Raw genomic sequence first — 15,438 nt, 5'->3', positions numbered from 1 at the left:
GGCTTCAAAGACCGTGATCACGTCTGCCAGATCACCTGGCCGCGCTTCGCGCAGGAGTAAACGCGCGTTGTCTCCGTCCATGGACTGACCCCACCAGACAGGACTGTCTTCCATCCGGAGCGGTGTCCCGGTGAAGGATTCCCTAACCGGCGGCGTGCCACATACCTCTGCTCGAACAAGGCCACATAGCGCTGCGGTTCACACCAAACCGAGTTAACTGTCGCACGTTTGGACTGGCAAAACTTGGAGCGGTTAGCCCCCGCGCCTTCGCGCTCGGGATAAGCGACTTCCAAATGCAGGGCTGACGACATCTAGATCCGCAGTCCTGTGTCCCGTGTCGAGTGGGACGGCTGGTTGGGGTCCACCGTTGCCGTGGCGGGGCTCATGCCGGTGGGGATAACAGGGGAGAGCTTCGTCTGGAGCCGTTGGCGTTGGTTTTGCATGTCAGGTTCGTCCCAGCTGACAGGGTTTCCGAGCGGGTTGGTGTTGTCGGTGATGGCCCAGCGGTCCCGATAGATAAGGATTTCCTGCAGCGCACGCCGTCGCCGGTCCTGGTCCGGGATGTTCTGGAGTTGCGAGGCAAGGTCCTGCACCCACGGTTCCTGGCTGGCGGGGATGCGTGCGGCCACGAGTTTGGCGCGGTTGCGGATGCGCTGTTCGACCTGGGTAATGAGGCTGCTCAGGTCCGGACGGTTGCCGGGGCACCGGACGAGCCCTTCGGGTGCTCCGACTCGGTTGGCGGCGGTGCGCAGCCGGTTGTGGATGATGGCCGTCAGGTCGCGGACTTCGCCGCGGGGCGTCATTGCGTTGAGCACTTCGTGCTCTGCCAGGTTCCGGTCATGCGCTGCCAGCCGCTTCCATACAGCGACGGCGGGGCCCCATGCCGGGGAGCGCCGCAGATCCCCGGCCGACCCCGAGGAGTTGGTGGTGAGGAAATCCGCGAGGTCCTCGTCGGCGGCGAGTTGGGTGAGGTAGTCGTGCTCGGCGGCGAGCTGGTGGAGGGTATCGGTGCTGTCCTGGAGTTCCTGCCGGGTTTCGTGTGCTGAGTGTTCGGCGCCCTCGGCGGCCAGGACCTGGCCGAGAATCTCCGTCCAGCCAGGCAGAGCTGTCGGATCAATCCGTTCGTCCGCATCTGTGTCGGGTTCGACGACGTAGGCGGTGTTCGTGGCCCGGCCGCGGGTCATGCCGACGTAGAACAGTTCGCGGGTGAGCCTGCCTTCGGTGACGAGGATGTGCCCGGTGTCCACGGTGATTCCCTGGGAGCGGTGCGCTGTGGTCGCGTACCCCAATTCTGTAAACCCGGACAGGTAGCTCCGGTCAAGGTTGATGGTGGCCCCGGTGTCTTGTCTGACGCAGGGCACGGTGCCGGCTTTGGTGGGGTGTGCGGTGATGGTCAGGAGGGTGCCGTTGCGGATGAACCCGCCCAGGCTGTCCCTGATCCGTCGGTCGTTGCGGCGGGCCAGGATCACGTCCCCGCAACCGGCTGTGAGACCGTCGGCCAGGGGCACGGTGTGCCGGGTGTCAACGGCTCCGGTGGCGGCCCGGTCGTCCTGGGCGCGCCGGTTGAGGACGGTCACGGTGTCATTGTCCGCGGCGATGAGGATGGAGGCCATCCCTGTTTCCTCGTCGGCGGCCCACCCCGCATAGGCCGACTCGATCATCCGATCGTCGTTTCCGGCCACGATCCGGCCGTGTCGCTGGTACTGAAGGATCCCGTCCCGGTTCCCTGCCCGCAGCTGGAGCGAGGCGGCGCTTTCCCAGGCGTGGGTGAAGCGGTGCAGCGACGTCAGCCGCACTGCACAGCCGGTGCGGTCGAGCCAGCCGAGCATCCCGCCGGCGTCGATGGAGTCCAGCTGGGCAGGGTCACCGACCAGCACGACTTTCGCCCCTGCCGCGGCCGCCATTCCGGTGAGGGCGGCGAGCTGGTAGGTGGGGACCATGGACGCTTCGTCGATGATGACGAGCTGGCCGGGGCGGAGCTGCCAGCGGGACTGTTCGGCGGCGACGGTGGCGAGGACCTGTGCCGCCTGCCGCCGCCACCTCTGCGCCGGACCGGTAGCCAGGGGGTGTTCCAGGGCGTGTTCGGCGAGGAGGTAGCGGCGGGCGCGGTTGGCTGCTCCGGGTCCGTTGGATTCGTAGAGCCATTTCGTCACGTTCTCCGCTCCGAGTCCCAACGCGTTGCCGAGGACGTCGGCGGACACGGCGGCCGGGGCGAGGGCGACCACGCTGCCGCGGCCGTGGACCTGTTGCCAGCCATCGCTCACGGCTTTCATCGTCGCGGTCTTCCCTGCCCCGGCAGGGCCGGTGAGCGCGTCCAGACGGCGCCGGCTGGTCAGGATCTGGATGGCGGCGTCCTGCTGGTCCGCGAACAGGACTGGCCCCGCACTGCCGGGCGTGACGGTGACGGCGGTGACGGCTTCCCAGGGCTCCAGCCCGGGGGCGTCGGTGGCGTGGCTGGCGGCCATGATGGCTTCCTCGTCGGCAAGGATACGGGCGTTGGTGAAGGCACGGTCGGTGGCCGGGTCGAAGACCGTGCGCCCGTCGGTGGCGAGATCGACCCGGGCGTTGTCAGGGGCGATGTACCGGTGGTCGTTGAGAGGGACGGAGCACGTCTGGGCACTGTCCGCGAGGGCCTCGATCATCGCTGCGCGTTCGGCGGGGCTGGCCATCCGGATGCCGGCGCAGACGCGTTCGGCCTCGGCGAGCAGATTCCACCGGTTCCAGGTGGCGCGTTTTCGGGCGACCAGGTCCATCACCAGCCGCCCGGTGACCTGCCGCCACTCCCGGGACAAATCTGCACCCGTGAGGGGCCGGGTGCAGGACCGGTCGACGGCGGCAATCAAGCGTTCCGGCGTGCAGCCAAGGCCTTCGGCCCGGCGACGCCAGGACGCAAGCCGCTCGGCCAGCGGAACGGGCTGTGCGTCCTTGGCCGCCCGCGTGGACAAGGTGGCCTGCTGCCGCAGCTTCAGGACAGTGGCGTCGGAGGGATCGGTCCCGTGTTCAAGGTTCCAGAGCCGGACCAGCCGGTCCTTCTCGAGTTCGATGATCCGTGCCCGGGCGGAGAACTCCGTGATCAGCCCGGGCTCGACCCCGGAGAGCTCGCGGCTGGGGTTCCGTTCGACCGAGGCCGGTGCCCGCAGCTCGGTCTCGGTTCCCAGGCTGCGCCGCAGCTCGTCGAAGAGCAGGCCGTTGTAGTGCTCACTGGCCGCGACCACCGCCTTGTACAGGGTCCGGGAATCGAGAGTGGTCCACGCCCCGTCGCTGGTCCGTTGGACGCGGTTGGCGATGACAAGGTGGGTGTGCAGTTGCGGGTCACCGGCCCGGGATTCCCAATGATCAAACGCGGCGGCGATGGCTCCGCGGACCGGGACGTGCGCCACGCCGTTGCGTCCGGTCCGGGTGCCGATGGCCCGGCCCTCGAGCCAGAACAGGGTGTCCTGCACGGCACGGTGATGCGCCGCCAACACCCGATCCCGGACGTCCCGGGTGCTGAGCGCCCACAGGACCGAGACCGACTTCGGCACACTGAACGTCAAGTCGAACCCAGCAACCGGGTAACGCGTGGATGTTCCGCTCTTCCGGCCCGGCGCCGCAGGGACGGTGGCCCGCTGCCCGTGTCGACGGCCCAGCGGCTCACCGGTGACCGGATGCACCGCTGCTTCGAAGACTGCCTTCGCTGAATCATCTGTCAGGACGGTGCCGGGGGCCAGGCCGATGCCGTCCAGGCCGCTGCCCAGCCAGGTCCCGGGCGGGTTACCGGATTTCGTGTAGTAGCCAGTCAGATCGCGCACGGCCGCATCACCATGGGCCGTGGTCTTCAGCAGGTACTTCACCCCGGCATCCGCAGACAGCCGGGCAATGGACATCGTCACCGCAATGCCCCGCGAACACCGACCGAATGCGGGCAGGAACCGCACACCGGACATGAGGAGGTGATGGTGTTTCGCCGTTGCTTCACGCCCCTTCATCGTCAGCAACGGGTTCAGGCACATGACCGGCGGCCTGTCACCTTTCCGTCGATAATGCCCGCTCCCCGCATCGATGCCAGACGTGTGGCTGATTCGGGAGCATCTTGCGCAGACCGGGGGACTCGCTAGCGAGAGGAGGAATGCGAGTTTGTCGGCAGGGTGCGGCAGGGCTGCGGGAGTGGAGCCGAAGTGCCGGGCGATGCATGACGAAGGTTTTCTCCCGGCGCATGAACACGCGGTAATTCTTGGCGCCCCTGGTGGATAGGCCGGTGCCCTATGCCTGCCACGGCTCAGATCAGCGCCTACCAGAAGCGTTGGAGTTATGGCCTCAGGCCTGGTTCTGCGCGGTCATCGATGGCGCACCTGAGCTCGGCACGCGTCACGACCGTGCCGATGAGGATCGACTCATTAAAGATGTCCCCTGCAGGTTGCGTGCCTGCCCCTTTGCCTATCAGTTTTTCAGTAGGCTACTGTTTACCTATTCTTCGGGGGACGATATGCACCATTTTCTATCCACAGAAACTATTGATGATTTGATGCACGAGGCTTTCACCCACGTTCTGAATGAGGGTTTGTGCATTGTGCCCACTAACGGTGAGGCCAAGGAACTGTTTGGGGTTTTAGTCGAACTTCGGAGTCCTCGCGCTCGGGTAAGCCGTAGCCAAAACCGTGAACGCGTCTTCAGTGCACTTGGTGAGCTTCTCTGGTACTTATCCGGATCTGACGATGCCGATCAGATCGGATATTATGTCTCCTACTACAACGAGGCTGACGTCTCAGTCGATGGGCACGTGATCGGTGCTTACGGTCCACGCTTGATGCGATTTGATGAGATCAACCAAGTTGAATCGGTCATCCAGATGCTGCGTAAGAACCCTGATTCACGCAATGCGGTTGTACAGCTTTTTGATCATCGCGATACAAAGCATGCGCCATGCACGCTCGCCCTCCAATTTGTAGTAAGGGAAAGCAAGCTCGTTATGATGACCAGTATGAGGTCGAATGACCTCTTCTGGGGCTTGCCACATGATTTGTTTGCTTTCACAATGATTCAAGAAATCATTGCTCGATCCATCGGAATCGACATTGGCTACTACTACCATTCCGTGTGAAGCCTTCATCTATACAAAGAGCATGAAGATGCGGCATGTGAATATCTCAATGAAGGGTGGCACGATGCTGTGACCATGCCCCCCATGCCAGAGGGTGATCCTTGGGATCAGATTCACAACTTGTTAGCGCTAGAGAAATTCATACGTCTTGGTGCCGGACTAGACACACAAGATTTGCAACTACCCGATCAACCTTACTGGCGCGACCTTGCCTTGTTGCTTTTTGCATACAAGCTCACACGCGAGGGGCGCACGGATGCCTTAGTCCTGACGGCCAGTAAGATTGAGAGTCGGTACTTCCGGTCCATTGTCCAAGAACGCGCAGACCGGCAGAGCTCGCGAAAGGTAAGCCATGAAGGTAACAGGTGAAGCGTACCGACCGAGATATCAGCAGCGCTTTCTCGAACTGGTCCGCAAGATCGCGCAATTTGAATCTACTGTGGCTCCACTTCCCGGAATCGTGGGTGATCAGGAGCGTGTCGTACTGGTAAATCAGCTCATCGACAGCGAGAGAAGAAATATGTATTTCGAACATATGCTGCAGCGAGATGTGGCACCGGAAATGATAGATCCACATAACCTTCAGTTTGATCCGTTGAAGGCTGCGATCCACCACTGGAAGTCTGGTGCTAAAGACGAAGCCCTCTGGCTCGTCTTTCAGTTCGTGCACTTCGGGAAGCACCCTGTAGCCGGCTGGCGCTTTGCGCGCGAAGTCTACGGACGCTTGGGCAAAGATCCCATCTGGTCTTGGGAAGAAATCTCTAGCAACACGCCGGAGTTCAGGATTTGGCTAGGTGAAAACCAGTCCGAGCTGCTGCGGAAGGACCAACGACGCGGTTTCGGCAACCACCGAAAATACTCCAGCCTCAGTCATGAAAGCGAACGCGGCACGGCGGCGGTATTCGAGAGTTATGTGGAGTGGGTCATGGGGTATGGGAGTCATGCTGCACTTTTTGCCGCTTACTCTCATCTCACGTCACCTAGTGAAAAATTTGAAGAACTTTACCACGCCATGGATGTGGTCATCGACTTTGGTCGAATTGCTAAATTTGACTACCTTATGACGATTTCACGGCTTAGATTTTTGGATATAAAGCCAGGCCACACCTATCTGCAGAAAGCCACCGGTCCGCTTCGGGGTGCTCGGCTGCTGCTCGATGGACCTGGATCAACGGCCCGGGCACAGGATCTAGGACCTGAGCTCGAGAAATTTTCAACGATTGTTGGGGTGACGCCAGACGTCATTGAGGACGCCATCTGCAACTGGCAAAAGAGTCCTGGTCAGTTCCAGAAATTCGTGCTTTAGAGGGCTACTTTTTCAGTAGAAGCTTTGATCCATCTCGCTTATATCTGCGCTTCAGATTGTTGCACTCGGAATGATCCAAGACGCCACTGCTCTGCAACTGGCCAGTTATAATGCCGGGACTAGTCCCAGCCTTGAACGCCAACCGGATAATATCTCGCCTAGAAGGTTTTCTGGCGAATTCTGCAGTTGGCCTATTTTCGAAGGGCCAGAGCACGTCGGCCGAGAAAGAGTTCGCTTCAGACTCTGCCTTGTCCGCTTCGAAGGCAGCGGGGTCTCCGTCCACATGGAGAGGGGCTTCCTTGTGAAGAAGGAGATGAGCCACTTCGTGAAAGAACGAGAACCAAAACTGGTCGTCCGAGAGATACCGTCCGCTAAGTTGAATGAGCGCAGATCTGTCCGACAAGACTCTACTAGCTCCGCTTGCGGCGCAGCCTTCTGGAACCGGAACGATGACGCACGCCACGCCGCACTGCGCAGCTAACGTTTGCAATTTCGGGATGAACTCGTCGGGATCGGGAATACGCGTGAGCTTTCGGAACTCGGGAAGCGCCGACATTAGAGCACCTGGATCGAAGGCGCCGCCCGTGAACCCTTCGCGCGCAATCTCACCTGCTCGAAGCCAGCTGGAAACTGATGACACTTGGTTTGGGTAGGACGGCGAAGTCCTGAAGCGGACGGTCTGTAATTGGTTCGCATAGGAATGCTGCCAGGCGTCGAGGCTGGCGATACCGAAAAAGTCTAAACATGCATCAATCCGTGCTCGCCAGTCCCTTGGTACCTCGAGCCAAGCGAGCTTTTTCATTGAATTGAGCGGTAACGACTGAACCCATAAATCCGCCTCGACTATTGCCTTCGACTCCCGGAAGCGTTCCTCTCGGCGAATCCAGAAAGAAGTGGAACCGCCGAGACTACGGGACAAAGATTCGGCGATTTTACGTGTAAGCGGAAGGGCCCCTTGAAGCAAGCTGTCGAACTCTTCCCCGCGTAGTCCACACGCTTCTGCAACCTCGGCTTTACTGGCGCTCTTTTTGATCAGCAGGTCTTGAATAGTGGCGCCAGGAGAGGATGCCCACCGGGGCATGAATTCTTGTGTGGTAGTCATCTCGGCATCTCCTCGATGTGAGTCAACTTTATTCGACTGACCCTATCCCAAGGAGTCCCCAAAGTATCAGAACCGTAGACTTTCGCGTGGTCAGCACGTCCGATCAGGTAGTGACTATTGAGAATGTGTATCGGGATATGGGCAAGGGTTGAACGTGTCAGATCGACCCCAAGTGGCAGGTCGGTAAGGTGGTCAGCCGCGTCGAGGTCTGCAAGGCGAGCTTGGAGTGAGTTCCCTACCTCAGCGCCCAGCTTCCTGACCGCATAGTCGGTATCTACGCATATCCGCCGCAGGTCCGGTGTCATGAAACTAAGTTTCAAACTTTGGCCTTCTGTATTCTTCCAGTGCCCACCATATAGGCCGAGCGGCTTCATCCTATCGCCGTCGCCATTGTTGACCTTGCAGCGTTGACCGTGTCCTGCTCGGCTGTGGATAAAAATGCCACGAAATCCAACCCTTCGCCACTTCGTTCCCGTTAGGTGAAGGTTTTGGTCAGGTTGTCGACTCCGGTTCGACCCAGTCGAGGTCGGACGCAGGGTGCCGTTCGTTGGGAATTGCCTGCTGCTCGGCAGATCGGAGCTTGTCCTACGTGTACGCGACAACGGCCATCGTTGACGTGGAACATCCAATGCTGTATCGGACGCTGCGGTCACTATTGGTGCCGCAGATCAGGATGCCTACCGTTTCGTTGTAGGCAGCCGCGGGCCACTGAGCATAGCCGCTGCGGGGAACCACAGCACGGACAACGGGCAAGGACGAGCTGCGCATCCGGAGCTGTCTTTCGTTCTCGGTTGTCGGTCCTGCCCACTAAACTCTCTTGGGTGATCACAGGTGAAATTAAGTCCCAAGTAGACAAGGTCTGGAATACGTTCTGGAGCGGCGGTATTTCCAACCCCCTGGAAGTCATCGAACAGATCACGTATCTGCTGTTCCTGAAGCGGCTCGATGAACAGCAGACGCTGGCCGAGAAGAAAGCCAACCTTCTTGGACAACCCATCGAAAACCCTGTCTTCCCGATCGGGAACGACCCGAAAGCCCGGCCCTACGTCAACCTGCGCTGGAGCCGCTTCAAAGGGTTCGGCCGCGATGAGATGTTCACGGTGTTCTCCGAATCGATCTTCCCGTTCCTGCGTAATGAACTCCCCAAGCTGAGCAACGGCGAGGAGTCCACCTACAGCCACCATATGCGGGATGCGCAGTTCAAGATCCCGAATCCGGGGGTGCTGCAGCAGGTGGTGGACATCATCGACAGCATCAACATGGACGGCCGAGACACCAAGGGCGACCTATACGAGTACATGCTCTCCAAGCTCGCCTCGGCCGGCACCAACGGGCAGTTCCGCACCCCCCGCCACATCATTGACCTTATGGTCGCGATGATTGCGCCTAAGCCGCTCGAAGCCATCTGCGATCCCGCATCGGGCACATGCGGCTTCCTCGTCCAGGCCGGTGAATACCTCCGCGAAAACAACGCAAACCTGCTTACTAACGGAGAGAACAGCAAGTTCTTCCACAACCAGCAGTTCCACGGCTTCGACTTCGACAACACGATGCTGCGCATCGGGTCCATGAACATGCTGCTGCATGGCGTCGAAAACCCGGACATCGCCTACCGCGACTCCCTCGCGGACCTGCATAGCACCGAGGAGGAGAAGTACGACGTCATCCTCGCCAATCCGCCGTTTGCCGGCAGCCTGGATTACGACAACGTGGCGAAGGACCTTCTGACCCTGGTCAAGACGAGGAAGACCGAGCTGCTGTTCCTGGCGCTGTTCATCCGCCTACTAAAGCCGGGCGGTCGCGCGGCCGTCATCGTTCCCGACGGGGTTCTGTTCGGGTCCACTAAGGCGCACAAGGAACTGCGGAAGACCCTCGTGGAAGGCCACAAGCTCGACGCAGTAGTGAAACTTCCATCCGGCGTGTTCAAGCCCTACGCCGGAGTGTCAACGGCCATCCTGTTCTTCACGAAGACCAACTCGGGCGGCACCGACAACGTCTGGTTCTACGACGTCCGCTCGGACGGCTTCTCCCTGGACGACAAGCGCACGCCGCTCGGCGCCTCCGACCTCCCCAATATCCTCGCCCGCTGGAAGGAACGGACGACGGCGGAACTCACTCGGGCGCGGACGGAGCAGTCGTTCTTTGTGCCGCTTGCAGAGATCGCGGCGAACAACTACGACCTCTCGCTAAACCGGTACCGGGAAGTCGCGCACGAGGACATCGAGCACGCGGAGCCCGCGGACATACTTACAGCATTGGGTCAGCTCGAAGTCGAGATCTCACAGGGTATGGCTGAGCTGCGGGAGCTGTTGAAGTGACGATTGCCAAGTTAGGCGAATTGATCCAACCTGCGAAGGTTAAGCGCGCGGGAGACGGCGACTTTCCGTTGCTCTCGATGACTATGCGCAACGGACTTGTTCCTCAGGGTGAAAAGTTCAAAAAGCGTGTTGCCGGAGCTGATCTATCGCAATACAAGGTTGTCCAACATAATCAGCTAGTTGTTGGATTTCCTATCGACGAGGCCGTGCTGGCATTCCAACGATCCATTCCAGCCGGGATAGTAAGCCCCGCATACGGAGTTTGGGACCTCGCGGATAAGGTGGCGTCAGACGCCCCATACCTCGAACGTTTCCTCCGATCACCCCGAGCGATTGCTTACTACAAGGCTAAGCTCCAAGGTTCGACTGCCCGTCGGCGGTCCCTGCCAAACCCAGTCTTTCTCGACATGGAGGTTCCCCTCCCACCCCTTGTCGAGCAGCGGCGGATCACGGCGATTCTGGACAAGGCCGACAAGATCCGCGCCAAGCGCCGTGAAGCCCTTGCCCGCCTCGACACCCTCACGCAGTCAATCTTCCATTCGATGTTCAGTGGACAGCCTGCACACACGCCTCTTTCGGATGCTATCGCTGGCTTGACGGGCGGCAGGAATCTCGTTGGCGCCGAAGACGGGTCCAATCCCTTCCGGGTATTGAAAATCAGCGCCGTCACTTCGGGACGCTATCTGGAGTCAGAATCCAAGGCACTGCCTGACGGTTATATTCCGCCCAAGGACCATATAGTGAGGCAAGGCGACGTCCTCATAAGTCGTGCGAACACGACTGAACTTGTAGGAGCCAGTGCTTTAGTCGAGAGCACGACCGGAACTTCGGCGCTCCCGGATAAGCTTTGGAGGGCAATCCCTGCTGTCGGCGTGGACCCACGATTTCTGATAGCGACTCTTCAATCGGCTGCCACGCGGGCCGAGATTAGTCGACGTGCAACCGGCAGCGGTGGCTCAATGAAGAACATCTCAAAACCGAAGCTATTAGCGATTCCCATTTCCCTCCCGCCCTTCGAGCTCCAGCAGACCTTCGCCACCCGAGTTGCCGCCGTTGAGCGTTTTAAGGAAACGCATCGCAAGCACCTCGCCGAGCTGGATGCCCTTTTTGCTTCGCTGCAACACCGCGCCTTCAACGGAGAGTTGTGATGTCCCAAGCCCAGCCCGAGGTCCTCGCTACGGAAGTTCCGATCTGGCCGGCACTGATCGTTCCCATTCTGACGGCGTTGGCCAACGGCGAGACGCTCAGCCACCTCACGAGGGCCAACTGGATCGACCGACCTACCAAAGGCCACTACGTCGTCACAGACACAGGACGAAACTGGCTCCAAAAGAATCCCGACGGCATCAACTACAGCGAGGCGCACGAGATTTTCGCGCGGTACTGGCCCAAAACCCAGAGTGCCGAGAGTCCACAACAGTCGGAGACAGGTCCTGAGCATGTGGAAGAACTGGAGCCGGTGGAGCAGATTGAATACGGCATCAACCGCATCCATGAGGAGGTGGGCGCCGCGCTGCTGAAGCGACTTCGTGAAGGTCATCCGGACTTTTTCGAAGACGCCGTCGTGAAGTTGCTGCTGACTATGGGTTACGGCGGTGCTGAGCAGCGTGGCCGCCGTATCGGCGGCTCCGGCGATGGTGGCGTGGACGGTGTAATCGACCAAGACGCCCTGGGCCTCGACCGCGTTTATATCCAGGCCAAGCGCTATGGTGCAGACAACACGGTGGGCCGGGAAGCCATCCAGGCATTCGTGGGCGCCCTTCACGGAGTCTCGGCGTCCAAGGGTGTGTTCATCACGACGAGCAAATTCTCGCAAGGTGCCAAGGACTACGCAGCCAACATCCCCACCCGCACTATCCTCATCGACGGAATGCGGCTCGTAAGCCTCATGATCAAATACCGCGTCGGGGTTCAGGTGAAGCAGAGCTACGACGTGGTGGAACTGGACGAGGACTTCTTCGAGTAACGGGCGCGATTTGTCGGTCCACCGTGATTGACTAGTCCCAACTATGTCGGGTAGGTGATCGGAGACAACTGCGTGGGGGCAGCAACCAGCAACTTCAGCTTCCTGGTGCTGGAGTGGCCCGACTTCGCGCAGCACGCGCGCAAAGCTGAGCAGTTCGCGCGAATCGACCCGCGCGCGTCCATGTTCTACGGCCGCTATACCGTCGAGCGGATCGTGGAGTGGTTATACAAGGTGGAGCCCCAGCTCACCCACCCTTACAAGGACGACCTCAATGCCCTCATCAGCGAGCCAGCCTTTAAGAATCTCGTGGGCGGTGCCATCGGCAGCAAGCTTACGATCATCCGTAAGGCCGGAAACAACGCCGTTCACAACGCGGTGAATCCCACGGTCCAAGGTGCTGAGATCGTGCTGCGGGAACTCCACCATGTCTGCTACTGGCTCGCCCGGAACTATGCCAAAGACGGCAGCCAGCTGCCGCCGTCGTTGGCGTTCGACGCCGGCCACCTCACCCCCGCGCCGAAAGCGCCCATCAGCCAGAAGTCCCCTGAACAGCTCCAGAAGCTGGAGGCCGAGCTCAAAGGCAAGGAAGATGCCCTGGCCGAAGCTGCCAGGCAGAATGCTGATCTGGAGCAGCAGCTCAAGGTACTGCAGGATGCCGTCGCCGAGGCCAAGAAGCAGAACCAGGCGGTACCGGACCACCACGACTATGACGAGGCACTGACCCGCCGCCACCTGATCGACCTCGAGCTCCACGAAGCCGGCTGGCCGCTGGCCAATCCCGAGGACCGCGAATTCAAGGTGGACACCATGCCCACGGCCTCCGGTTCCCTCACCGGCGACGGCGCCGTGGACTACGTCCTGTGGGGGGCGGACGGGCTGCCGCTCGCCGTCGTCGAAGCCAAGAGGACCACCAAGGATCCCCACGTGGGCAAGCAGCAGGCAAAGCTGTACGCCGACTGCCTGGAGCGCCGCTACGGCCGCCGCCCCGTCATTTACTACACCTCAGGCTACGAAACCTGGATCTGGGACGACACCATGTACGTCGAACGCCAAGTCCAGGGCTTTCACACGCGGGACCAGCTGCAGTTGCTGGTCGATCGCCGCAGCATCCGCAAACCGCTCGCACAGCAGCAGATCGACGACGCAATCGTAGAGCGCCCTTACCAGCACAACGCCATCCGCGCTGTCACCCAGGCGTTCGAAGACCACCATGAACGCAAGGCCCTGGTGGTGATGGCGACAGGCACCGGTAAAACCCGGACGGTGGTGGCTCTCGCTAGGATCCTCCAGGAAGCCAACTGGGCCAAGCGCGTCCTCTTCCTTGCCGACCGCATTGCCCTGGTGAAGCAGGCAGCGAACGCGTTCAAGACGCATCTGCCCGGCTCCGGCCCGGTGGTCCTCAGCTCGGGCGAAGAGGCGGACAGCCGGATCCATGTTGCCACGTACCCGACCATGATGAACCTGATCAACAAGACCGAGGGCGCCCTGGCTCAACGGCGCTTCGGGATCGGCCACTATGACCTCATCGTTGTGGATGAGGCGCACCGCTCCATCTACCAGAAATACCGGGCCATTTTCCGGTACTTCGACTCGCTTCTCGTCGGCCTCACGGCCACACCGCAATCCGAAGTCGACAGGAACACCTACAGCCTCTTCGACATCGAGGACAACGTTCCCACCTTCGCCTACGAACTCAACGAAGCCATCGAAGCCGGCTACCTCGTGCCGCCCCGCGTGGTTCCCGTGCCGTTGAAGTTCCCGTACGAAGGCATCAGGTACGACGACCTGCCCGAGAAGGAGAAAGAGCAGTGGGACGAACTCGAATGGAATGAAGACGGTGAGATTCCCGAAGAGGTGGACGCCGCCGTCGTAAACTCCTGGCTGTTCAATACCGACACCGTTGACAAGGCGCTCGAAGTCCTCATGACCAGAGGGCACAAAGTGGCCGGCGGTGACCGCCTGGGCAAGACCATCATCTTCGCGAAGAACAGCCAGCACGCGGACTTTATTGCGCGCCGTTTCGACCACGCCTATCCGCATTTCAAAGGTCACTTTGCCAGGGTCATCACCTATCAGGTGAACTACGCTCAGACCCTCATCGACGATTTTTCTCGCCGGGACAAGGACCCGCACATCGCGATCTCCGTGGATATGCTGGATACCGGCGTGGACGTGCCGGAAGCAGTGAACCTGGTCTTCTTCAAGATGGTCCGTTCGAAGACAAAGTTCTGGCAAATGGTAGGGCGCGGCACAAGGCTATGCCCCGATCTCTTCGGCCCTGGCGAGGACAAGACCGACTTCTTCATCTTCGACCTCTGCCGGAACGCTGAATACTTCAACGCCGGAATGCCCGGCAACGAAGGCTCGTTGGGGAAGTCCCTTGCGGAAAACACCTTCGCCACTCGCGCCCAGATCCTGCGCCAAGCAACCATGCCGGCCTGGACCTCATCAGTGGACTATGCCGCAGGCATCCGTGATTCCCTGCGGTACATGGTCGAGCGGCTGCCGCATGACAATTTCCTGGTGAAGCCCGCCCGCCGATGGGTGGACCACTTCTCGGACGAGGCGACCTGGACGTCACTGGCCGACACCGACTTTGACGTCCTGGAAACCGAAATAGCCCGGCTGGCTTCCATCGGTGCGCTGCCGGACACCGAAGAAGCCAAGCGCTTCGACTACCTGGTGCTTCAGGCTGAGCTCGCCACACTGACCGGAAAGCCCCTGGAGTCCTTCCGCAAGAAGATCCAGGCGGTTGCGACGGCACTGCAGGACCAGCCCAACGTCCCGGCCATCGCTGCGGAACTACCCCTGATCCAGACAGTGCTCGACGACGCCGAATGGGAATCCGTTTCACCGGAGTGGCTGGAGGGTATCCGCACGCGCCTTCGCAAACTGGTCCATCTAATTGAGAAACGGAAGCGGACGGTGGTGTACACAGCCTTCGAAGACGCCTTGGGCGAGTTGGAGGAAGTGTATCTAGCCGGAGCATCGAACGGCTATGTCGACCTGGCACGCTACCGGGAGAAGACCAAGCTGTATCTCAGCCAGTATCAGGACCACGCAACCATCCAGCGCCTGCGGCGCAACAAACAGCTGACAGTCCTAGACCTCTCAGAGCTGGAGAAAATCCTGCTCGAAAGCGGCCTGGGCTCAGCGGAAGACTTGGAGCGTGCGGCTGGCGACGGACTTGGCCTTTTTGTCCGGTCCCTTGTGGGGCTGGACCGGGAAGCTGTGGAAGAAGCGCTGGGCGAGTTCGTGGCTGAGACCACGCTGACAGCCCAGCAGCTCGATTTCCTGCAGGTTCTCACTAACCACCTCGTGGAAAACGGGACAGTTCCACCCGCGGCGCTGTTTGATTCCCCCTACAACGAACTGGCGCCTTCAGGACCCGATGTTCTCTTTGGCGAGGAAAGCGTCGTTAAGCTATTCAGTGTCTTGCGGACTATTGAGGGGCACGCGCGCGTTAGCTAACAGGATGCACAGCCTTCGTGCCGTGGAGGCCCTGCAGGGGTCGGGATTCCCGCCCCCTTCTTCGCGGCCGATGCGGACGGAGTAACTGGAAGGCTGCCCTCGACGGTCAGAAACTGGCCTGTGTGACCCGTCATGCACCGGACTTCCTCTCAGTCTCCTCAGCCATAAAGTCAACTTACGTCACACCAGCTTGCA

9 protein-coding genes are annotated in these 15,438 nt (G+C 60.5%); 6 read left to right on the top strand and 3 right to left on the bottom strand.

Annotated elements, in window-relative coordinates; all coding sequences use genetic code 11:
* Positions 1-311: 311 nt before the first annotated feature.
* Complete coding sequence (gene mobF, locus VLA65_RS10970) at positions 312-3,992, bottom strand: MobF family relaxase (protein WP_332602514.1); 3,681 nt, start codon at positions 3,990-3,992, stop codon at positions 312-314.
* Positions 3,993-4,225: 233 nt separating this feature from the next.
* Here mobF and VLA65_RS10965 point away from each other — a divergent pair, with 233 nt between their 5' ends.
* Both VLA65_RS10965 and VLA65_RS10960 read left to right on the top strand, forming a co-directional pair.
* Positions 4,226-5,080: a thymidylate synthase gene (locus VLA65_RS10965; protein ID WP_332602513.1), complete on the top strand. Its 855-nt coding sequence runs from the start codon at positions 4,226-4,228 to the stop codon at positions 5,078-5,080.
* A gap of 352 nt (positions 5,081-5,432) precedes the next feature.
* On the top strand, positions 5,433-6,386 hold the full coding sequence (locus tag VLA65_RS10960) for an alpha-glutamyl/putrescinyl thymine pyrophosphorylase clade 3 protein (protein WP_332602512.1): 954 nt from the start codon (positions 5,433-5,435) through the stop codon (positions 6,384-6,386).
* 4 nt (positions 6,387-6,390) lie between these two features.
* Here VLA65_RS10960 and VLA65_RS10955 read toward each other — a convergent pair whose 3' ends face one another.
* Both VLA65_RS10955 and VLA65_RS10950 read right to left on the bottom strand, forming a co-directional pair.
* Positions 6,391-7,488: an ImmA/IrrE family metallo-endopeptidase gene (locus tag VLA65_RS10955; RefSeq protein ID WP_332602511.1), complete on the bottom strand. Its 1,098-nt coding sequence runs from the start codon at positions 7,486-7,488 to the stop codon at positions 6,391-6,393.
* 585 nt (positions 7,489-8,073) lie between these two features.
* Positions 8,074-8,256, bottom strand: a complete 183-nt coding sequence (locus VLA65_RS10950; protein WP_332602510.1) for a hypothetical protein — start codon at positions 8,254-8,256, stop codon at positions 8,074-8,076.
* A 53-nt stretch (positions 8,257-8,309) separates the two neighbouring features.
* Between VLA65_RS10950 and VLA65_RS10945 the strand changes: the two genes are divergently transcribed.
* From VLA65_RS10945 to VLA65_RS10930, 4 genes are all read left to right on the top strand, one after another.
* On the top strand, positions 8,310-9,806 hold the full coding sequence (locus VLA65_RS10945) for a type I restriction-modification system subunit M (RefSeq protein WP_332602509.1): 1,497 nt from the start codon (positions 8,310-8,312) through the stop codon (positions 9,804-9,806).
* A complete protein-coding gene (locus VLA65_RS10940) occupies positions 9,803-10,954 on the top strand; it encodes a hypothetical protein (RefSeq protein ID WP_332602508.1) in 1,152 nt (383 codons plus the stop codon). The genes VLA65_RS10945 and VLA65_RS10940 overlap by 4 nt, the downstream gene beginning before the upstream one ends.
* Positions 10,954-11,772 carry a restriction endonuclease gene (locus tag VLA65_RS10935; protein ID WP_332602507.1) on the top strand — a complete coding sequence of 273 codons (819 nt, stop codon included), beginning with the start codon at positions 10,954-10,956 and terminating at the stop codon, positions 11,770-11,772. The genes VLA65_RS10940 and VLA65_RS10935 overlap by 1 nt, the downstream gene beginning before the upstream one ends.
* 72 nt (positions 11,773-11,844) lie before the next feature.
* Entirely contained in the window at positions 11,845-15,243 is a 3,399-nt protein-coding gene (locus VLA65_RS10930; RefSeq protein ID WP_332602506.1) for a DEAD/DEAH box helicase family protein, read from the top strand.
* Positions 15,244-15,438 lie beyond the last annotated feature (195 nt).

Source organism: Arthrobacter sp. S2(2024), assembly GCF_036662515.1.
Lineage (GTDB): Bacteria > Actinomycetota > Actinomycetes > Actinomycetales > Micrococcaceae > Arthrobacter.
Note: the sequence above shows the minus strand (reverse complement) of the source record. Positions and strands in the feature narration are given on the sequence as shown.

Excerpts from the sequence above, each read along its gene's own strand:
- VLA65_RS10935 (WP_332602507.1), top strand. The coding sequence starts at position 10,954 with ATGTCCCAAGCCCAGCCCGAGGTCCTCGCTACGGAAGTTCCGATCTGG.
- VLA65_RS10950 (WP_332602510.1), bottom strand. The coding sequence starts at position 8,256 with ATGCGCAGCTCGTCCTTGCCCGTTGTCCGTGCTGTGGTTCCCCGCAGC.
- mobF (WP_332602514.1), bottom strand. The coding sequence starts at position 3,992 with ATGTGCCTGAACCCGTTGCTGACGATGAAGGGGCGTGAAGCAACGGCG.
- VLA65_RS10960 (WP_332602512.1), top strand. The coding sequence starts at position 5,433 with ATGAAGGTAACAGGTGAAGCGTACCGACCGAGATATCAGCAGCGCTTT.
- VLA65_RS10955 (WP_332602511.1), bottom strand. The coding sequence starts at position 7,488 with ATGACTACCACACAAGAATTCATGCCCCGGTGGGCATCCTCTCCTGGC.